This window comes from Paraburkholderia sp. HP33-1 (genome assembly GCF_021390595.1).
Classification (GTDB): Bacteria; Pseudomonadota; Gammaproteobacteria; order Burkholderiales; family Burkholderiaceae; genus Paraburkholderia.
The window spans coordinates 79,890-99,471 of the sequence record NZ_JAJEJR010000002.1; the positions used below are offsets into that span (position 1 = coordinate 79,890).

The window sequence follows — 19,582 nt, forward strand, 5'->3', positions numbered from 1 at the left end:
AATCCCCCCGTGCGCGGCGTGCATATAAATCTTCTAGAGCGGCGCGTTTTAGAACTCGAACGCGCGCACCCAATGCCCCGCCCGGAGTCGCGATCGCGTCAAACGTAGCCCGACGGAAGATCGGCAAGTCAATCGCCGGGCAGACGATAAGCAAACTCATACGTATGCGCGCCGTCGACGAGTTCTATCCTGAACTCGCCTTCGATGCCGCTCAGCTCTTCCGTGCCCGAATCCGGCACGACGCTCACCGCCAGCGACGCAGCGCCGCGATTCATCACGCCGATGTGCTGCAGCACGAACGTGCCGCGCTTGCCCGCGAGCGTGCCGGTGACCTGTTCGAGCGCGACATAGCCAGCCGAGCCTTTGACGCTCGTCATCGCGCTCAACATTTGCCCTTGGGTGGTCGCCGCGAGATCGCCGGAGATCTGTTTGTCGATCGACATGCGGCCGAGTTTCGATTCGGCGTCGGCGTTTTCGAATGGCATCGGTTGAAGCGCGACGATGAAGGTGCCTTTTGCAATGTGGTCAGTCATCGGGATTTCCTCCTGGCTTGAACGGGCAACGGCGAAGCGTGACGTTTCCTAAACGTAGCACACGCCGCTGTCAGGACGCTGCATGCGCAGTGCGATCACCCGTGCCGAACGCATCCGCAAACTCGCGCTTCAACCATGCGAGCGCCGGGTCCCGATCGTGAGCCGCCGTCCACATCAGCGAAACCTCGTAGCGCGGTACCTCGAATGGCAGCGGACTCAGCGCAAGACCGAGCGTATCGCGCCATACACGGCCGATGAACTCTGGCACCGTAGCGATCGCCGACGTGCGTTGCACGATGAACGGGGTCGTTGCGAAGTTTGGGCTCGAAAACACGACCTCGCGCTTAAGTCCCTGCATCTCGAGTCGTTCATCGATGAAGCCGCGCAGCTCGGCGCTGAACGAAGTCAGTACATGACGGTGACGCAGAAACTCGTCCATCGACAGATGCTTGCGGCGCGTCCTGACGAACTGGGGGTTGTAGACGCTCACGAAGCGCCATGAAAACAGCGGCATGCGTCGCTGCCACGGCACGCATTCGCGGAATACGCCGACCGCGAGTTCGATCGCGCCATCGTCGAGCATCGCGGCGGCGCGCGTCGAATCGGTGGAGCGCGCGATCAGCTTCACGCCGGGCGCCGTGTCGGCGAGGCGCGCCATGATGTCCGGCATCAACAGCAGTTCGAGCGAATCGCTGAGGCCGATACGGAACACCCGCTGCGCGCGTGCCGGATCGAAAACGGGAGGCTGGGTGAGCGCCTGATGCAGCGACTGCAGGAACGGTTCGATCTGCCGCGCGAGTTCGAGCGCGCGCGGCGTCGGCGTCATGCCTTGCGGCGTGCGCACGAACAGCTCGTCGCCGAATGTTTCGCGCAAGCGTTTCAGCGCGCCGCTGACGGCCGGTTGCCCGAGAAAAAGCCGCTGCGCGGCACGCGTGACGCTGCGCTCCTCGAGCAGCGCGCGAAAGGTCAGCAGCAGGTTCAGGTCGAAGCGGCGAAAATCATTTTCAATGATGTTGGCCATGACGCTAAACGATTTGAGTGATAGGCAGGTACCGCGCATTCTACTGCCACGGGGTCTTCCGTTCACTCTCAGGAGCAATGACATGGACTGGCAAAATCAGAAGGTCGTGGTGCTGGGTGGCTCGTCGGGTATCGGGCTGGCGACGGTGACGCGGCTGGCGGCGGCCGGCGCGAGCGTCGTCGCGGTGGGGCGCGACCGCGCCAGAATCGACGGTGCGTTGGGTGGCATCAGTGGGCGGGTGACGGGCGAAGCGCTTGATTGCACTGATCGCCCGGCGCTCGAACGCTTCTTCGGCGGGCTCGGCCGGATCGATCATCTGGTGATGACGCTGTCCGGCGGCGAAGGCGCGGGGCCGTTTGCCGAACTCGATCTGGCGGCGCTGCGGCGCGGTTTCGAGGCCAAGTTCTGGCCGCAACTCGAAGCGGCGCAGAGCGCGCTGCCCGCACTGCGTCGTGACGGCAGTCTGACGTTTCTGACCGCGATTTCCGCGCGTATCGCGAATCCGGGCACAGCAGGTTTGGGCGCGATCAACGGCGCGCTCGAAAGCATGATCGGCACGCTGGCGCGCGAGCTTGCGCCGCTGCGCGTGAACGCGGTGTCGCCGGGAGTGATCGATACGCCCTGGTGGGACAGGTTTCCCGCGAGCGTGAAGAGCGAGCTGTTTCGTCAGCAGAGCGAAACGCTACCGGTGCGGCGCGTCGGCCAGGCCGCTGATGTCGCGCACGCGCTGCAGTTTCTGCTGGAGAACACGTTCATGACCGGGGCGGTGATTGAATGTGATGGGGGGCTCCGGCTGCTGTGAAGCACCAGGACGGGAATGGGTCGACCGCTCTTTCAGGCGGCCTCGCGGCCAGCGGGCACCGCACCCGCGGGCTGTACATGCGCGAGATGGCGCAGCAGCTTCGTCACCATCGCGACGACGACGAACGCGATGGCCACGAAGAACAACGCGAGCGGCGTGAGCACCTGCACCGACGCGAAGCCGGCGAGTCCCATCATCACGGACGACACCAGCAGCAGTGAGCAGCCGAGAATCGCGCTCGTCAGACCCGCGATGTGCGGGAACAGCGAGTTGCCCTTCGCCATCAGCGTCGGATACATTGCGCCGGAGCAGAAGCCCATCACGAGCACGGGCGTCGCAAGCGTCCACACCCGCAGGCCGACCGTCAGCGCGAGCAGCAGCATTGCAATCGACGCGGCCGCCATCAGCCGCGCGCCGATGCGCAGCCGTTGCTCGGCGCTAGGCAACCCCGGACGGTGCAGGCGATTCGACAGGCCGCCAAGGAAGTACATCATGCCGATGCCGAGCGCGAGGTAGCCGAAGAATGTCGGCGGCTTGTGCAGCGTGTTCTGCACCATGAACGGCCCGACGATGTTGAAGACGAGCAGGATGCTGTAGCACAGACCCTGCGCAAGAAAACAGCTCTGGAACACGGGGCTCGCGAACACCTTGCGGGCGTTCGCGGCCAGTGTGCGCGGTTCGAGATGCACGGGCTTGGGCAACGTCTCGCGATAACGCCACAGCAGCGCCCACATCACGAGCGAATAGATCAGCAGGAATACGAGGCATGCGCGCCAGCTGAACGCCGTTTGCAGATGCGCGCCGATTACCGGCGCGACGATCGGCGCGAGCCCCCACGCGATCGACATGTACGTGAACGCGTGCAGCAACGACTGGCCCACGAACGAATCGGTGATGATCGCCTTCGCGAGCAGGTTCGTGCTCGCGATGCCGAAGCCCTGCAGCGCGCGGGCAAGGATGAACGTCTCCAGATTGGGCGCCGCGAGCGACAGCAGGCAACCGACCGTATAGACGCTAAGGCCGAACGCGAGCACGCGCTTGCGGCCGTACGCGTCGGCGATCGGGCCGAAGATCAGCTGGCCGAACGCGTAGGCGACCATGTAGACGGTGACGCTGGTCTGGATCGCTTGCGGCGAAGTGCCGAAGTAGCGCGCCATCGCGGGCAGCGCGGGCACGTAGATGTCGATAGCGAGCTGTCCGGCGGACGCGAATAGGCAGACCAGGAATAGCAGGAAGCGAGGCGAGTTTGGAGCGGAGTCGGCGGAAGCGGGGGTCATCAGTGCATCGAAAGGGAATTCTGGCGGCGCGGGCATCCGTGCGTTCGGATGTCGAACGGAAAAGGCGTGGATGCCGCGACATTGTCGCCGCGTATTGTGCCCGTGGTCCGGCGGGAAGTGGGATTTTCCCTGGTGGGGGTGTGGAATGGCGGGGCCGGCGTGGGTGGTTCGCGGGTCGACGGATTGGCGGAACGCGCCGCGAACCCGCCGCTAACGCGCATCAACCTCGCTCATTTCGCGCAGTCCTGGATCGACTGCAGCAACGCGCCCTGATCCGCCGGATCCTGGAAGAACGCGACGAAGCTCGCATGCGCATCGTTTGCGATCCGGCCGGAGCAGTCCTTGCTCTTCAGCGGGGGGCGAGATGCCGTCCAGATCATCGCCATGACGGCGAAGGCCATCACGACACCCGTAAACACGAGCCCGAGCAGTAACGACCTGGCGTCGTCCGAGATTGTGTCCAGCCGATCCGAAGCCTGCCGCGACTGGCAACCCCGTGTCGAAGATGAGTTCATGCCGATGGCCCCCGATAGTCGGCGTCAAAAAACCAGCGCCACCATCTTCCATCTGCACGTAAGATTGGAAAAGTTGAGTTTACTGACCACCTGATTCAGCTTTTCTGACCGACGCGATTCCGATGAGAGAGATCAGTCTCGACCGCTTGCGCACTCTCGTTGTCGTTGCCGACCTCGGCTCCTTCGCCGAGGCCGCTCGCGTTCTGCATCTCGCGCCGCCCACAGTCAGTCTGCACATCGCGGATCTGGAGAGCCGCGTCGGCGCGCCGCTGTTGTCGCGCAAACGCGGTCAGGTGCGGGCCTCGGCGATCGGTGAGACGCTGGTGGCCTATGCACGTCAGTTGCTGGCCGGTGCCGAGCAGGCATTGGAAGACGTGCGGCGGCAGGTGGAAGGGCTCGGTGGGCGCGTTCGGCTCGGCGCTTCCACCGCGGCCATCGCGAATCTGCTGCCGCAGTCCCTGGAACGACTGGCCGCGGAGCATCCCGGAATCGATGTGCAAATCGCCGTGCAGACCTCGCAGGAAACGCTGATGCGACTCGCGGAGGAATCGCTCGATGTGGGCATCGTGGCGCTGCCGCAAGCGCCGATACGTGGGCTATCTATCGAAAAATGGCGCCGCGATCCTGTCGTTGCATTCATGCCGGCGGGCTGGACGTGTCCGGCGCGCATCACGCCGCAATGGATCGCCGCGAAGCCGCTGATCCTGAGCGACGCCAGCACGCGGCTTTCCCGTTTGACGACGGAGTGGTTCAGCGCGGCGGGGCAGCACCCCACGCCGCGCATCCAGCTCAACTACACGGAGGCGATCAAGAGCCTCGTGGCCGCGGGATACGGCGCCGCACTACTGCCACAGGAAGCGAGCCGCGCACCGGCCGACGCGCGCATCGTCACCCGTGCACTGCGCCCGGCGCTATGGCGGCAGCTGGGCCTTGCCTATCGCGCGGGGACGGTGGAGCGTCCGACTCAGTATGTGCTCGACGTATTGCGAAGTTTGCGATTGAGCTAGCGAGCCATACTACGTCGCTGCCGCTTTCCGTCTGTCCTGCTCCTCGCGAAAGAGCGCGAACTCTTCCGCCAGCGCTTTTGCAACAGAAGCCCTGCGCGTGATTCGTTCGTAGTACTGCTGGACAGATGGCCACTGTGCAAGCTCGACGCCGGCATAGCTTGCCCAGGTCAGCACAGGAACCAGATAAGCGTCCGCCACTGAGAACCGCTCCAGCACAAACTCGCGGTCGCGCAAGTGTTGCTCGAGCAGATCCAACCGCAGCGCCACCTTTTCGCGCGTATAGCTATGAACGTCGGCGGGCGCGAGCGGATCGAGCAGCGGCACGAACAGAGCCTTATGCAACTCCGTGCTGATGAACCCGAGCCACTCCTGCAATTTCGCGCGTTCGGCCGTACCGGGCTGCGGCGCGAGCGCGGCTGCTGGAAATGCGTCGGCCACGTACGGCAGGACCGCCGTGTTTTCCCTGAGCAGCCAGCCGTCGTCGGTACGAAGCACGGGCACCTGGCCTAGCGGATTGATCGGATAGAAATCGGAGCCGTCGCGCAGCCGCTTCGATTTCGTGTCGACTTCGATAAAACGCGCGTCGGCTCCGGCCTCATAAAGCGAAATGCGCGTGGCGAGCGAACACGCGAGCGGCGAAAAATAAAGCTCCATGCTGATGTCTCCGGTCGTTGGCGAAAGTGTTTTTGTACTATAGTGAACAAAAATCGATGACGCCAGAGAATTTTATGCATACCAGTACAAAAAGGGAAAAGCGCCCCCGTGGACGACCGCGCAACTACGATTCGCAACAGGCGTTGAACGATGCGCGCGACGCGTTCTGGCATGGCGGCTACTCGGGCACGTCGCTCGATGCGTTGAGCGAGGCGACCGGCATGAACCGGCCGAGCCTGTACGGCGCTTTCGGCGACAAGCACGCGCTGTATCTCGACACGCTGGATCGCTATATCGCGTTTGGCCGCGACACGATGAAAGCCGCGCTGCATGGCGATCGACCTCTCGCCGAGGCGTTGCTGGCCGTGTACGAAGGCGCGCTCGCGCTTTACCTTCCACCCGACGAGGTGCCGCGCGGATGTTTTCTGATCGGGACGGCAGCGGTGGAATCGAGAGGGGATGCGCAAGTGCGCGGCAAGCTCGCGCAGGGCCTTGCCACGTTCGACGCCGAGTTCGAGCGACGGCTCGAACGCGCGCGAGCGCAAGGCGAGCTCGATGCGGCCGCGAGTCCCGCGCTGCTCGCCAAAGTCGCATCCGCGATTCTGCACAGCCTTGCACTGCGCTCGCGTGCGGGCGACTCGCGCGAGTCGCTGCGTGCGACGGCGCAGGCTGGCGTCGCGTTGATCTGCGGGACGCCAGCCAGGACACCAGCTAAAACGCGGCGCAAGTCTCATGACAAAAGCGCCGCGATCTAGCACCGCCTAGCGGTTGATGAACTGTTGAAGCTGCGCCGGATAGCGCTCGCCCGCCACCTTGATCTGTTCGAGCGCCGCTTCGATGTCGGCGAGATCCGCCGGCGTCAGCACGACGCTCGCGGCGCCGACGTTCTCCTCGAGGCGCGTGAGCTTCGTCGTGCCCGGAATCGGCACGATCCACGGCTTTTGCGCAAGCAGCCACGCGAGCGCGATCTGCGCGCGCGTCATCCCTTTGCTGTCCGCGATCCGGCCGAGCACGTCGACGAGCGCCGCATTGGCCTTGCGGTTTTCTTCCGAGAAGCGCGGCACGACATTGCGGAAATCGCTTTTGTCGAAGGTCGTGCGTTCGTCGATCGCGCCGGTCAGAAAGCCTTTGCCGAGCGGGCTGAACGGCACGAAGCCGATGCCGAGTTCTTCGAGGGTCGGTAGCACGCTTGCTTCGGGCTCCCGCCACCACAGCGAATACTCGCTTTGCAGCGCCGCGACGGGCTGAACCGCGTGCGCGCGGCGGATCGACTCCACGCTCGCTTCGGACAGGCCGAAGTGCCCGACCTTGCCCGCGGCGATCAGATCTTTCACCGCGCCGGCAACGTCTTCGATCGGCACGTTCGGATCAACCCGATGCTGATAGAACAGATCGATGCGGTCAGTTTTCAGGCGCTTGAGCGCTGCATCGGCGACGGCGCGAACGTTTTCGGGGCGGCTGTCGAGCCCCTTTTTGGTGTCGCCGTCCCGAAAGCCGAACTTGGTCGCGATCACCACCTGATCGCGAAACGGCGCGACCGCCTCACCGACCAGTTCCTCGTTCACGAACGGACCATAGGCTTCCGCGGTATCGAAGAACGTGACGCCGCGCTCGAAGGCCGAGCGGATCAGCTGGATGCCGGCCGATTTTTCCGTGGCGGGGCCATAGCCGAAGCTCAGACCCATGCAGCCGAGGCCGAGCGCCGATACTTCGAGGCCGCTTTTGCCGAGTTGACGTGTTTGCATACGATGCTCCAGTTGAAAGTCGTGGCACTGAAAGCGAGTTTAGGTTGCTGTGCGCGACTCAACAATATCTCTATACTTGCATGAGGTATTGAATCGAATTCACAAATGACGAATTCTCGACTGCCGCGCGCGGGCCTCGCCGAACTGACCGCCTTCATTACGATCGCCGAACAGCGCAGCTTCAGCGCAGCCGCACGCGTGCTTGGGCTGTCGCCGTCGGCGCTGAGTCACGCGATGCGCAACATGGAGTCGCGCCTCGACGTGCGGCTCTTCAATCGCACCACACGCTCGGTCGCGTTGACGGAAGCCGGTGAGCAATTGTTACGGCGCGTGCGCCCGGCGCTCGCGGACCTCGACGACGCGGTCGTGGAAGTCACGGCGGCGCGCAACAGGCCGTCAGGCACGATCCGCATCAGCGCTTCGGAGTCGTCGGCGAAGCAGCTCGTGCAGCACGTGCTGCCCGACTTTTTCACCTGCTATCCGGAGATTCACGTCGAGTTCGTCGTCGATTCGAGGCTCGTCGATATCGTCGCCGAAGGGCTCGATGCGGGCATCCGCGTGCTCGAGGACGTCCCGCGCGACATGATCGCGATCCGCTTCGGGCGCGACATGCGTTTCGGGGCGCTCGCGTCGCCCGAGTATCTCGCGCGCCATCCCGCGCCCAAGGCGCCGCACGATCTCATGCGGCACCGTTGCATCCGCTTTCGCTTCGAAAGCGGCACGCTGTACCGCTGGGATCTCACGCATCGCGGCAAGAGCGCGAGCATCGACGTCGACGGCCCGATGACGCTCGGCAATCTGAACCTGATGGTCGAAGCGGCGCTGGCCGGCATCGGCATCGCCTGGGTTCCGCTCGATCATGTGGTCGAACATGTCGCGAGCGGCCGGCTCGTGCACTTGCTACCGGAGTGGAGCCCGACGTTCGCGGGCTTGTGCCTTTACTACCCGGCCAACCGTCATCCGCCGACCGCGCTGCGTTTGTTCGCCGACGCGGTGCGCGCGTGGGGCGAACGGCAGTTGAGCGATGAGCGAGGCAAGGGCGTGCGGCGTCCGTTGAAACGTGACGGTGCCGGAAGTCAAAGGTCCGAAACAAACTGAAACAGGCAAGTTAAGCGGCTTGCGGAATAAAACGGCACACTTGGGCGTTAGCCCGATACCGGCAGCGCGGATTTTTCAAACAGCTTTCGTGGCATTCATCGCCTTTGCGAACGGAACACCCATGACTACCCAGACGGACTCTCTGACCGATTTGACCGATGCAACTCGCCCGCAACGCTACACGCGCACCGCCATGACGCTGCACTGGCTGATCGCGGTGCTGATGATCGTCAACGTCGTGCTCGGTCTGTCCGCTGATTCGCTGCCCGACGACTGGGTGCGTCCGGTGATCGACATGCACAAATCGATCGGCATCACGGTGCTCGGACTCGCGCTGCTGCGCATTTTGTGGCGCGTGTCGCACGAGCCGCCGCCGTTGCCGCGCGAGTTTCCGTCGTGGGAAAAGCTTGCCGCCCACCTCGCGCACTTCACGCTGTATCTGCTGATGATCGCGTTGCCGCTGTCCGGCTGGCTGCATGATTCCGCGTGGAAAGACGCGGCCACGCATCCGATGCAGTGGTTCGGCCTGTTCCAATGGCCGCGCATCGGTTATGTCATGCACCTCGATCCGACACTGAAAGAGACGTTGCACGATCGCTTCGGCGCGTTGCACACGTGGCTCGGTTACGCGCTCTATGCGTTGCTGGCGATGCATATCGGCGGCGCGCTCAAGCATGAGTGGATCGATCGCAAGTCGGTGTTCAGGCGCATGACGCCGTGAAGAAAACCCTCGAACAGGCACTCGCTCTCACGTCGCCACGCATCTTGCCGCGGCGCGCGACGCTATCGGGCACGCTGATCCATTCCAGCGTCGTCGTGCTGTGGGCGCTGCTGTTCGCGCGCGCTTTTTTTCTGCGCGGTGCGCTCGCCTGGTCGATCGGGATTGCGTATGTCATCTACGACACGCTGCTGCTCGCGTTCGTTACGTGGAAATCGTTGCCGCTCATGCGCCGCGCGACGCCGCTCGAAGCGGACTACGAACGACGCGATCTGCCGGGCATGGGTGTCATCGTCGCGTCGCATAACGAGGCGGCCGTGTTGCCCGTCACGCTCGCCGCGCTGCTGCGGCAAACGCACGGGCCGGCGCAGATCGTGATCGCCGACGACGGCTCCACCGACACCACCGCCGACCTGCTCACGCAACGCTTCGGCCTCACGCCGGCCGCCGAAGGCGTGCTGAGCGCGCCGAGCTCGCTCCATCCGAACCTGTTCTGGCTGCGGGTGCCGCACGGCGGCAAGGCGCGCGCGCTGAACGCCGCGATCACCGTGATGACGACCGACACCGTGATGACCGTCGACGCCGACACGCTGCTCGACGACGACGCGATCTACGCAATGCGCGTCGCGTTCGCGAGCGATCCGAAGCTCGTCGCGGCGGCCGGCATTCTCGTGCCGGTCTGCGGCAAGTCGTTGTCGGGTCGGGTGTTCCAGTGGTTCCAGACCTACGAGTACATGCGCAACTTCATCGCGCGTTTCGCGTGGATGCGCGCAGACAGCCTGTTGCTGATCTCGGGCGCGTTCGCGTCGTTCCGGCGCGATGCGCTCGTCGCGGTCGGCGGCTTCGATCCGCAGTGTCTCGTCGAAGACTACGAGCTGATTCACCGGCTGCGCCGCTATTCGGTCGATCACAACCTCGGCTGGGACGTGCGTGTGGTCGGCGAAGCGCATGCGCGCACCGACGCCCCCGACAACCTCGCGAGCTTTCTGCGCCAGCGACGCCGCTGGTTCGCGGGCTTCCTGCAGACGCAGTACTGGAATCGCGACATGACCGGCAATCCGCGCTATGGCACGCTCGGGATGCTGATGCTGCCGGTCAAGGCGGTCGACACGATGCAGCCGATCTACGGCCTCACCGCGTTCGCACTGCTGCTCGGCTTTCTGTTCGGCGGACACGGCGCGATCGTCGTGTCGATCTTCAGCGTGATCGGCCTGAAAACGGCGATCGATCTGGCGTTCTATATCTGGAGCATCCATCTGTACCGGCGCTGGACTGGTGAGCGCAGCGGCAACAGCCTCGGCATGGCAATGCTCGCGGCCGTCGCCGAACCGTTCTCGTTCCAGCTCGCGCGCCACCTGGGCGCGGCGCTCGGCTGGCTGCACTTTCTGCGCGGTGGCCGCGCATGGGGTGTGCAACGGCGCTCCGGGCTTATCGCAAGCGAGGAGCGCTGAAAGATCGGCACTGGAGTCGGGTCAATGAGGATGCCAATTTTTGGTAGCGCGCGCGCCTGCGCAACGCGTGATGCGACGCTTTGCGCAGGCCGCCGACAGCCCCAGGTGGCGGCCGCTTCAAGTAGACTGGCAAAGATGTCGCCTCGCCATGCGAGGTGGCAACCTTCTATCCGCTCGTGCACGGAGGCTTGACCTATGCATGCCGTTCCCCCGCTCGGACAAGGACAAGATATCGCCGGCGCAACGCTCGACGCGGCGCCTGCTCAGGCGGCGTCGCAGGATCGCGCTTCTCCCACATCGCAGACCGGCGCGCACGTGCCCGGTGACGTTACTCGCGATGTGACCGTGCGCGACCTGCGCCGCGTCGCCATTCATCCGGATCACTGGTATCCGCTTGCGTGGTCCCATGAAGTGAAGCGCGGCAAGACGCTCGGCGTGACCTTCGCCGGCGATCCGATCGTGCTCGCGCGTACCGAGAGCGGCAAGGTGTTCGCGCTGGAAGATCGTTGCGCGCATCGGCAGGTGCCGCTGCACCAGGGGGTGGTCGATGGCGAATCGATTCGCTGCGGCTATCACGGCTGGACCTACGACTGCGCGGGCAAGTGTGTCGACGTGCCGTACCTGGGCCGAGAGCGTCTGCCGAACGGTGTGCGGTCATATCCGTGTCACGAAGTCGAGGGACTGATCTTCGTGTTTCCGGGCGACGCCGCGCTCGCGGCCGGGCGTCCGCTGCCGGACTTTCGCTCGGTGTCGGACCCGAAGTACAAGACGCGCCGCTTCGGCCGCCCGATCAAGTGTCACTATTCGTTCATGCACGAGAACCTGATGGACATGAATCACCAGTTCCTGCATCGCCGCCAGATGGGGCGCATGCGTGCGCGTTCGCTCGGGCGGCGGCGCGGTGAGGGCTGGGTCGAGGTCGACTATACGTTTGCGCGGGTGGCGGGCCAGCAGCCGATTGGCGAGGCGATGGTGTTCGGCGAGAGGCGCAAGACCGGTGGCTTCAACGATAAAGACGTGATGACGATCCGCACCGAATACCCGTATCAGACCCTGCAGATCCACAACGTCGAGCGGACCCTGGTGATGGATCTGTGGATCGTCTACGTGCCGCTCGACCGCGAGCAGCGCACCAACCGAACGTTCGGTCTGCTGTCGATCCGCAAGCCCGGCATTCCGGGCGTGATGAATCTCGCTTGGCCGCTGCTCGTGTGGTTCACCGAGCGCATTTTCAGGGAGGATCGCGAGATCGTCGAGGCAGAGCAGCGCGCACACGATTCGCAGGGCGCCGACTGGAATCACGAGGTGTTCCCGGTCATCAACGATCTGCGCGCGCTGCTGCGCGAGTGCGGTGCGCCTGATCAGGTGGTCGGCGCGGGCACCGGCGATACGGCAGTGATCCGCTTCTGGGATTCGCGTCCCGGCGATCCGCTCGCGCAGACCTGAGCGCGGCGCGGATGTTTTCACCGGCGCCGGGCGCGGCGTATGGCCGCAGCTTTCCCCCTCGCCGGGAAGTAATCCATCTCCCCACCGTAGACAATGCGCGGCGCGCGAGCGGCGATAATAACGTCCGGTACTTTTATTGCGCGCGAGTTTGCGCCAATCGACATTCGTCGCGTCCGCTCCCGTGTACCATTGCGTTTTTTCCGAACTTCTAGATACTCCCGTGACCACGCAACAAACCCCCGCCAACTCACGTAAATCCCTCACTCTGCTGCAATTCCTCGGCCTCATCGGCGGCGCTGCACTGATCGCTTCGATCGCGCTGAATCTGCTGGTCCAGGCGCGCTGAAGCTCATGTACAAGAAGGGCGTAGCCGTAGAAATCCAGTTTTCCCCTGAGCGACTCAACGATGGCGCCGGCGACCCGTACTGGATCGATCTGACTCACGACGAAGCGCAGCGCCTGCTCGAGAGCCTGCAGGCGCGGCTCGCGGGGACGGGCGGCGGCACGGCCGCACCGCTCGTCGTGAGCCTCGACGCGACGGCGCACACGTCCGCAGTGGATGCTGGTTCGTCCGACGCGCCGGCAGCCGCGAATACCGCCGCGGCGGACGACTTCAAGCAATGGGTCTGTGTGATCTGCGGCTGGGTCTACGACGAAGCCGCCGGCTTGCCGGAAGAGGGCATCGCGCCGGGCACGCGCTGGGCCGATGTGCCGGCTGACTGGCGCTGCCCGTTGTGCGATGTGGGTAAGGAAGATTTTGCGCTGGTGGAGTTTTAAGGGGCGGGCCGCGGCTCGCCTCATTACCTCACTCTCGGGCCGGTATGGCGTTTCAATTGCAATCGCAGCGCGGCCGCTTCGCTTTGCAGCGCGCCGACGAACGCGTCTGCGAGCGGATGCGCGGGCCGGTGCTCGGGGTGTATCGCGCTGACGCGAAACGGCAGCGACAACGCGAGCGGCCGGATATGCAGATTGCGGCCCGCGAAATCGACGGCGGTCAGCGGATTGACGATCGCGATGCCGAGCCCTTGCCGCACGAAGCTGCACACCGACACCGCGGTCGGCGTTTCGATCAGCAAGCGACGCGCGACACCTGCCCGCGCGAACGCCTCGTCGATCTGGAGCCGGTAAGGATCGTTCGCTGACAGGCTGATGAACGGCTGATCCGCGAAGTCCTTCAACGCGATCACGCGTTTCGCCAACAGCGGGTGGCCATCTGGCAGCACACACACTTCATCGACGGCGACAAGCGGCGTGAGCCGCGTGCCGGGCGGCGGCGCGTCGTGCTCGGTGAGGCCGAGGTCGTAGCGCTGCGCGCTCAGCCATTCTTCGAGAAACGGCGACTCCTGCGTCGCGATCGACACGCTGACGCCCGGTTGCGCGTCGTGAAAGCGTTTGACGGCGCCCGGCAGGATCGAATGCGAAAACACCGGCAGCGCGATGACGGACAACTGGCCGCCCTTGAATTCGCGCAGCGCGGCCGCCGTCGACGCGACCCGTTCGAGCCCGACATATGCGCGCCTGATTTCGTCGAACAGCGTCAGCGCGGATTGGGTGGGACGCAGCCGGCCCTGCACGCGCTCGAACAACGCGAAGCCGATGCTTTGCTCCATGCGCGCGAGTTCGCGGCTCACGGTGGGCTGCGACGTGAACAGCATCCCGGCCGCCCTGGTGACGCTGCCGGCCGTCATCAGCGCGCGGAAGACTTCGATGTGCCGGTGCGTGAGCGCCATGATCTGGTCTATATCAGAAGTGAATGGATGAGCGATAAATTGGTATTTTACTGAATGACGGATCCGGCTCATCATGTCGGCTATCGCTTTCGCAAAGCTTTGACCTGCAGCCGACCATGACGCCATTCAACCCCCATCAACTCGCCGACCTCGCACGCCAGCACGGCACGCCCCTATGGGTCTATGACGCCGACACGATCCGTCAGCGCGTCGCGCAGTTGCGCAGCTTCGACACGATCCGCTATGCGCAGAAGGCCTGTTCGAACGTGCACATCCTGAAGCTGATGCGCGACGAAGGCGTGATGGTCGATGCAGTCTCTCTGGGCGAACTCGCGCGCAGTTTCGCTGCGGGTTATACGGCTCGACCGGCGTCGCACGACGCGCCCGAAGGCGTGGTCTTCACCGCCGACGTGCTAGACCATGCGACGCTCGCCACCGTGCTCGACCGGCGGATCACGGTCAACGCTGGCTCGCTCGACATGCTCGAACGGCTCGGACGACATGCGAGCGAAGGTCATCGCGTGTGGCTGCGCATCAACCCCGGCTTCGGTCACGGCCACAGCAACAAGACCAATACGGGCGGCGAGCACAGCAAGCACGGCATCTGGCGTGACGACCTGCCACGCGCGCTGGAACTGGTGCGGCGTTATCGGCTGAAGCTCGTCGGGCTGCACATGCATATCGGCTCCGGTGTCGATTACGCGCATCTCGCACGCGTCTGCGATGCGATGGTCGATGCTGTGTCGAAAGCAGATCAGGAGATCGAAGCAATTTCCGCAGGCGGTGGTTTGTCGGTGCCGTATCGCGATGGCGAGCCGAGCGTCGACACCGCACATTATTTCCGGCTATGGGACGATGCGCGACGGCGCATCGAGGCGCGTGTCGGACATCGTGTGCGGCTCGAAATCGAACCGGGGCGCTTTCTGGTCGCGCAGTCGGGCGTGCTCGTCGCCGAAGTGCACGCGCTGAACCAGCGGCCGTCACGGCAATTCGCGCTGCTCGACGCGGGCTTCAACGATCTCGTGCGGCCGTCGTTCTATGGCAGCCATCACGAGATCAGCGTGCTCCGGCGCGACGGCACGCCGAGCGCTGCGCCGGTGGGCTCGTTCAGTGTGGCGGGGCCGTTGTGCGAGGCCGGCGACGTGTTCACGCAGACCGAAGGCGGTGTCGTCACGAGCCGATCGATGCCCGCGCCGCAAGTGGGCGACCTGATCGTGTTTCATGACGCGGGTGCGTACGGCGCGTCGATGTCATCGAATTACAACAGCCGGCCGCTCGCGCCTGAGGTGCTGATCGAGCGTGGCCACGCGCGCTTGATCCGGCGCAGGCAGCGCATCGAAGAATTGCTCGAGCTCGAAGAAACGGCGGCTTGAGCGGCGCGCGAGCGCTCAACGCGCCCGCACCGTGCGCATATACGAAGCGGTCATCGTCGCGAACTCCTGCGCGGCCGGTGTCAGCGGAATCGCTGCGCGTTGCAGCAGACAGACATTCTGCTGCATCGCGCGTTCGCGGACTGGGATCGTCGTCAGCATGTCCGCGAACGGCCCGCGCTTCGCCACGACCGACGCTTCGAGCGACAGGCAATCGGTCGCGCCAACCAGATGCAGTGTCTCGTACAAGCCCTCGACCGTCGCGACGATCTTCGGCGGCGGCAAACCATGGCTGTCGAATAGCTGGCTCAAGCGGTTGACGTGCGGCTCCTCGGTCAGATTCGGCGAGCGCGTCGTCACCCACTTGCAATCGACGAGTTCAGCGAGCGATTTCGCGTGCGCCTTCGGATGACCGCGCCGGCACACGATCACCGGGTCGGACGGATAGAGCGGCGTGACGGACAGATCGGCGGTGTCGGTCTGTTTCGACACGAGCGCGACTGCGAAATCGAGCGTGCCTTCGCGGATCCACGAAATCATCATGCGCGACGTGCCCGTGCGCAGATGCACGGCGACGCGCTCGAAACGCGCGCGAAACTCCATCAGCACCGGCGCGAACGCGTCGATGAGCGGCTCGGTCGTCATGCCGAACGTGACCTCGCCAGCGTAGTCACCGCGCAGCTGCCGCACGTCCTCTTCGGCGCGCTCGCATTCGCCGAGGATCGCGCCGGCCCGCAGCAGCAGCCGCTGGCCCAGCACGGTCAGCGCGATGCCGCGATTCGTGCGCGTGAACAGCGTCGCGCCGAGCATCGCTTCGAGGTTCTGCAACTGCTGCGTGATGCCGCTCTGCGCGATGCCGAGCGCGCGAGACGCCGCGCGAATGCTGCCATGCTCGGCGACCGCCGTGAACGCGCGCAGCTGGGAAATCGTCAACGCCATGACCTTGGGGTCCGGTGATCGGTAAAAGTGATCATGATAGTTCGAATGGGACTTCTTTGAGGCGCTATGGCCGCTTACGATGCCGCTGACTTCGACTTTGATCCTTACGGCAATTGACCCAGGTTCCCAACGTTATCTTTACGGCTTTCAATTCATGAACAGGCAATCGATTCCACTTCTGTCGCCGGCTATCGGCACGCACCGCGAGTTGGTGTCGTTTCATTTCGGCCCGGCCAATAGCGGGCAGAAGATCTATATCCAGGCGTCGCTGCACGCCGACGAAACGCCCGCGATGCTGACCGCCGTACTGCTGAGGCGGCGCCTGCTGGAGCTCGAACAAGCGGGCGCGCTGAATGCGGAAATCGTGCTCGTGCCGGTGTCGAATCCGATCGGACTCGGTCAGTACGTGCTCGGTCAGTTCATTGGCCGCTTCGATCTCGGCAGCGGCAAGAACTTCAACCGGCATTTCGTGCAGTTCGCGAAGCTCGTCGCGAATGCGAAAGAGGCGCTTGGCGTCGACGCGAACGAAAATCGGCGGATCGTGCGGGAACTGGTCGCAGCCGAACTCGCGCAACAGAAGCCGCGGACCGAATTCGAGTCGCTGCAACTGGCGCTGCTGAAGTTGTCGTTCGACGCGGACGTCGTGATCGATCTGCATTGCTCGCTCGAAGCGGCGATGCATGTATACACGAGCGAGGCCGCGTGGGCCGAGTTCGAGCCGCTGTCGCGCTACCTCGGCGCAGAGGCTTCGTTGCTCGCGACGGATTCAGGCGGCGGCTCGTTCGACGAAACGCACAGCCTGCTGTGGTGGACGTTGCAGCAGCAGATGCCTGCGAGCAAGCCGGTGCCGAACGGTTCGATCGCGGTGACGGTCGAATGCCGCGGCCAGCGCGACGTGTCGTATGAAGTCGCACAGCAGGATGCCGACGCGCTCGTCGATTACCTGGTGTGGCGTGGTGCGATTCGCGGCGAGGCGAAGCCGTTGCCGCCGCTGCTGTCGCCGGCGACGCCGCTCGCGGGCAGCGAGCAGTTCTATGCGCCGGTGAGCGGGATTCTCGTGCACCGCGCGGAGATCGGTGACACGATTCGGGTCGGCCAGCCGCTGTTCGATATCGTCGATCCGCTGACCGACGAGACGACCACCATCGCGAGCAAGACCGAAGGGGTGTTGTATATGCGGCGCGCGATCCGTTTCGTGACGGCTGGTGCGCCGCTCGGGCGTGTGACGGGCACGCGGTCGATCAGGACGGGTGTGTTGCTGGGCGCCTGAGCGTAACCGAAGCGACAAGCCGGTTCCCCGAGCGCGACGCACTGATCCTGTTGCTCGCCATTACATGCGGCATGCGCGTTACGGAAAGCGCTCGGCTAGAGGTCCATCACGTACTCACAAAGCCGGGGGCACGGCGAGAAGAAATCCCGCTACCAGGGAGCACCACGAAGGGCTGTCGTGCGCGGTGCGTGTTTCTTGCCTTGGACGCGCCCCGCTGCGAACTGCCCGAAAGCATCGCCGGGATCGACATTCCCGACTGCCGAGGCGATGGCTGGAGCGCTTGTGCGACTTCAGCGGGTGCAGCTCACATTCATCGTGCGCGGCGTGATATGAAGTAGATCCATTGTAGACACAAAAAACTTGTCGCCCGCGCGAAATGTTTCTACAATGGATATACATTAGGAGGTGGCGATGGAACTCAAGATTCAGAAATGGGGCAACAGCGCGGCGGTGCGTCTTCCCAGCGTGCTACTTGAGCAGATCAATGCGTCGGTCGGCGGTTCGCTGAACGCGGACGTGCGTCCGGATGGCGTTTTGCTGACTCCGGCCCGCCGCAAATATTCATTGGACGATCTCGTTGCCCAATGCGACACGAAAGCGCCTTTTCCGGCCGACATGGCGGCGTGGGGCGAAGTCAAGCCCGTGGGGCGTGAGGCATGGTGAGGCGGGTCAAGTTTGAGCGTGGCGATATCGTGCGTGTGAGCCTGAATCCGACTGCTGGGCGTGAGCAGCAAGGCGATTTTCGCCCGGCGCTCGTGCTCTCTCCGGCCGCGTTCAACGCCTTGGGTGTGGCTCTGGTTGCCCCGATCACGCAGGGCGGCGAATTCGCGCGCTTCGCTGGATTCGCTGTGCCGCTTTCTGGCTCGGGAACCGAGACGCAGGGCGTTGCCCTCGTGAACATGGTGCGCACACTCGATCTGGAAGCGCGCGGTGCGCGCAAGATCGAGCGCGCACCGGTCGAAGTGGTCGAAGATGCGCTGGCCCGCCTTCAAACGATTATCGAGTAAGGAAACCGTAAAAAGCCCGGCGCACAAGCGCCCCGCGCGGTCGGAAGCCGGGACCAAGTAAAGGGGAACGAGGCAGGCCATGAGAACGGTTCAACGCATGCGTGACGAGGACTACGTCTTCGACCTCTGCGATGCTGTCTTGGGCCATAGGGCCGTTCGCCAGCACTGGATAGCGCTTTACTTTAAGCGCAAGGCACTTTGCACGGACGTTTTCCGCACGACTGCGGATCTTGAAGAAGGGAAAAAGCGCACACATGAAAGTCGAAGACATCATGACGAAGCGCCTGGTGACCGTGGGCTTCGACGACACACTCGAAACGGTCAAGGAGATTTTTAACGGCGCCGGGTTTCATCACCTGCTCGTCGTCGAGGGCAGGGAGTTGCAAGGTGTCGTATCTGATCGCGATCTGCTGCGCGCTCTGAGTCCGTTCATTGACAGCGTGGTAGAAACACATCGGGACGTAAGTACGCTAAGCAAGCGTGTGCATCAGATAATGAGCCGCAAACCGATAACCCTGCCGCCGGATGCAGATATCGCCGAGGCCATTCAGTTGTTTCTGAGCCATCCGATTTCCTGCATTCCGATTGTCGACAGCGCATTCAAGCCCGTTGGGATCGTCAGTTGGCGCGACATCCTGAAGGCTTTTGCCGCTGTACTAAACGGGTCGGGATCCAATGATGTGGGTCCAGGTGCAGTTGAGAAGCTTTAGGAAAAACGTGTGTTGGGATTCAATTGTCTTATGAGGCGTGAGGTGAATATGTTGGGCCGTGGTGTAGTGATGTTTCTTATGGTGGGCGCTTTGCTTTCGTTGACAGGTTGCAACACGGTGGCCGGCTTCGGCCAGGACATCACCAGTTCTGCCCGCGCCGTTCAGCGTGTGCTTTAGAGCTATGGAGAGGAAAACGGGGGAATCCTTCGAACTGGCGACGCTGGACCCGGTGCGGTTCAGTAGCGCGATCTGATGGTTTTCGCAGCGCTGACGCTGCTCACCGTGCGCG

At 63.9% G+C, this 19,582-nt stretch carries 22 protein-coding genes; 14 read left to right on the plus strand and 8 right to left on the minus strand.

Going from position 1 to position 19,582, the window contains the following annotated elements:
- Positions 1-128: 128 nt before the first annotated feature.
- Positions 129-533 (minus strand): DUF3224 domain-containing protein, encoded by a 405-nt coding sequence (locus tag L0U81_RS16425; RefSeq protein WP_233804539.1) that lies wholly within the window; start codon positions 531-533, stop codon positions 129-131.
- A gap of 70 nt (positions 534-603) precedes the next feature.
- Positions 604-1,554 (minus strand): LysR family transcriptional regulator, encoded by a 951-nt coding sequence (locus L0U81_RS16430; RefSeq protein WP_233804541.1) that lies wholly within the window; start codon positions 1,552-1,554, stop codon positions 604-606.
- 82 nt (positions 1,555-1,636) lie between these two features.
- Between L0U81_RS16430 and L0U81_RS16435 the strand changes: the two genes are divergently transcribed.
- Complete coding sequence (locus tag L0U81_RS16435; RefSeq protein ID WP_233804543.1) at positions 1,637-2,356, plus strand: SDR family oxidoreductase; 720 nt, start codon at positions 1,637-1,639, stop codon at positions 2,354-2,356.
- Positions 2,357-2,388: 32 nt separating this feature from the next.
- On the opposite strand, the gene L0U81_RS16440 is transcribed toward L0U81_RS16435, so the two are convergent.
- A complete protein-coding gene (locus L0U81_RS16440) occupies positions 2,389-3,633 on the minus strand; it encodes a multidrug effflux MFS transporter (protein WP_233804545.1) in 1,245 nt (414 codons plus the stop codon).
- Between the two features lie 230 nt (positions 3,634-3,863).
- Entirely contained in the window at positions 3,864-4,148 is a 285-nt protein-coding gene (locus tag L0U81_RS16445; RefSeq protein WP_233804547.1) for a hypothetical protein, read from the minus strand.
- Between the two features lie 122 nt (positions 4,149-4,270).
- Here L0U81_RS16445 and L0U81_RS16450 point away from each other — a divergent pair, with 122 nt between their 5' ends.
- Positions 4,271-5,155 carry a LysR family transcriptional regulator gene (locus tag L0U81_RS16450; protein ID WP_233804548.1) on the plus strand — a complete coding sequence of 295 codons (885 nt, stop codon included), beginning with the start codon at positions 4,271-4,273 and terminating at the stop codon, positions 5,153-5,155.
- Positions 5,156-5,164: 9 nt separating this feature from the next.
- Here the strand turns inward: L0U81_RS16450 and L0U81_RS16455 are convergent, their stop codons facing one another.
- On the minus strand, positions 5,165-5,809 hold the full coding sequence (locus L0U81_RS16455; RefSeq protein WP_233804550.1) for a glutathione S-transferase C-terminal domain-containing protein: 645 nt from the start codon (positions 5,807-5,809) through the stop codon (positions 5,165-5,167).
- 74 nt (positions 5,810-5,883) lie between these two features.
- Here L0U81_RS16455 and L0U81_RS16460 point away from each other — a divergent pair, with 74 nt between their 5' ends.
- Complete coding sequence (locus L0U81_RS16460) at positions 5,884-6,564, plus strand: TetR/AcrR family transcriptional regulator (protein ID WP_233804552.1); 681 nt, start codon at positions 5,884-5,886, stop codon at positions 6,562-6,564.
- A 6-nt stretch (positions 6,565-6,570) separates the two neighbouring features.
- On the opposite strand, the gene L0U81_RS16465 is transcribed toward L0U81_RS16460, so the two are convergent.
- Positions 6,571-7,554, minus strand: coding sequence for an aldo/keto reductase (locus L0U81_RS16465; RefSeq protein WP_233804554.1), 984 nt, complete (start codon positions 7,552-7,554; stop codon positions 6,571-6,573).
- A gap of 120 nt (positions 7,555-7,674) precedes the next feature.
- Here L0U81_RS16465 and L0U81_RS16470 point away from each other — a divergent pair, with 120 nt between their 5' ends.
- From L0U81_RS16470 to L0U81_RS16490, 6 genes are all read left to right on the plus strand, one after another.
- Complete coding sequence (locus L0U81_RS16470; protein ID WP_233807778.1) at positions 7,675-8,652, plus strand: LysR family transcriptional regulator; 978 nt, start codon at positions 7,675-7,677, stop codon at positions 8,650-8,652.
- A gap of 121 nt (positions 8,653-8,773) precedes the next feature.
- The gene (locus L0U81_RS16475) at positions 8,774-9,373 is read left to right on the plus strand and encodes a cytochrome b (RefSeq protein WP_233804556.1); all 600 of its coding nucleotides are present in this window, start codon (positions 8,774-8,776) and stop codon (positions 9,371-9,373) included.
- Complete coding sequence (locus tag L0U81_RS16480) at positions 9,370-10,821, plus strand: glycosyltransferase family 2 protein (RefSeq protein WP_233804557.1); 1,452 nt, start codon at positions 9,370-9,372, stop codon at positions 10,819-10,821. Before L0U81_RS16475 ends, L0U81_RS16480 begins: the two co-directional genes overlap by 4 nt.
- A gap of 195 nt (positions 10,822-11,016) precedes the next feature.
- Positions 11,017-12,267 carry an aromatic ring-hydroxylating oxygenase subunit alpha gene (locus L0U81_RS16485; protein ID WP_233804559.1) on the plus strand — a complete coding sequence of 417 codons (1,251 nt, stop codon included), beginning with the start codon at positions 11,017-11,019 and terminating at the stop codon, positions 12,265-12,267.
- Between the two features lie 220 nt (positions 12,268-12,487).
- On the plus strand, positions 12,488-12,613 hold the full coding sequence (locus tag L0U81_RS33535; protein WP_267957005.1) for a hypothetical protein: 126 nt from the start codon (positions 12,488-12,490) through the stop codon (positions 12,611-12,613).
- Between the two features lie 5 nt (positions 12,614-12,618).
- Positions 12,619-13,044 (plus strand): rubredoxin, encoded by a 426-nt coding sequence (locus L0U81_RS16490; RefSeq protein WP_233804560.1) that lies wholly within the window; start codon positions 12,619-12,621, stop codon positions 13,042-13,044.
- Positions 13,045-13,067: 23 nt separating this feature from the next.
- Here the strand turns inward: L0U81_RS16490 and L0U81_RS16495 are convergent, their stop codons facing one another.
- Positions 13,068-13,997: a LysR family transcriptional regulator gene (locus tag L0U81_RS16495; protein ID WP_267957006.1), complete on the minus strand. Its 930-nt coding sequence runs from the start codon at positions 13,995-13,997 to the stop codon at positions 13,068-13,070.
- 116 nt (positions 13,998-14,113) lie between these two features.
- Here L0U81_RS16495 and lysA point away from each other — a divergent pair, with 116 nt between their 5' ends.
- Positions 14,114-15,370, plus strand: coding sequence for a diaminopimelate decarboxylase (gene lysA / locus L0U81_RS16500; protein ID WP_233804562.1), 1,257 nt, complete (start codon positions 14,114-14,116; stop codon positions 15,368-15,370).
- A gap of 15 nt (positions 15,371-15,385) precedes the next feature.
- Here lysA and L0U81_RS16505 read toward each other — a convergent pair whose 3' ends face one another.
- Complete coding sequence (locus tag L0U81_RS16505; RefSeq protein ID WP_233804564.1) at positions 15,386-16,306, minus strand: LysR substrate-binding domain-containing protein; 921 nt, start codon at positions 16,304-16,306, stop codon at positions 15,386-15,388.
- Between the two features lie 154 nt (positions 16,307-16,460).
- Between L0U81_RS16505 and L0U81_RS16510 the strand changes: the two genes are divergently transcribed.
- The 4 genes from L0U81_RS16510 (at position 16,461) to L0U81_RS16525 (ending at position 19,293) form a co-directional block, all read left to right on the plus strand.
- The gene (locus tag L0U81_RS16510; RefSeq protein WP_233804566.1) at positions 16,461-17,576 is read left to right on the plus strand and encodes a succinylglutamate desuccinylase/aspartoacylase family protein; all 1,116 of its coding nucleotides are present in this window, start codon (positions 16,461-16,463) and stop codon (positions 17,574-17,576) included.
- 411 nt (positions 17,577-17,987) lie between these two features.
- Positions 17,988-18,239: an AbrB/MazE/SpoVT family DNA-binding domain-containing protein gene (locus L0U81_RS16515; RefSeq protein ID WP_233804568.1), complete on the plus strand. Its 252-nt coding sequence runs from the start codon at positions 17,988-17,990 to the stop codon at positions 18,237-18,239.
- Positions 18,233-18,583 (plus strand): type II toxin-antitoxin system ChpB family toxin, encoded by a 351-nt coding sequence (locus L0U81_RS16520; protein WP_233804570.1) that lies wholly within the window; start codon positions 18,233-18,235, stop codon positions 18,581-18,583. Before L0U81_RS16515 ends, L0U81_RS16520 begins: the two co-directional genes overlap by 7 nt.
- A 254-nt stretch (positions 18,584-18,837) precedes the next feature.
- Positions 18,838-19,293, plus strand: a complete 456-nt coding sequence (locus L0U81_RS16525) for a CBS domain-containing protein (protein WP_233804572.1) — start codon at positions 18,838-18,840, stop codon at positions 19,291-19,293.
- Positions 19,294-19,582 lie beyond the last annotated feature (289 nt).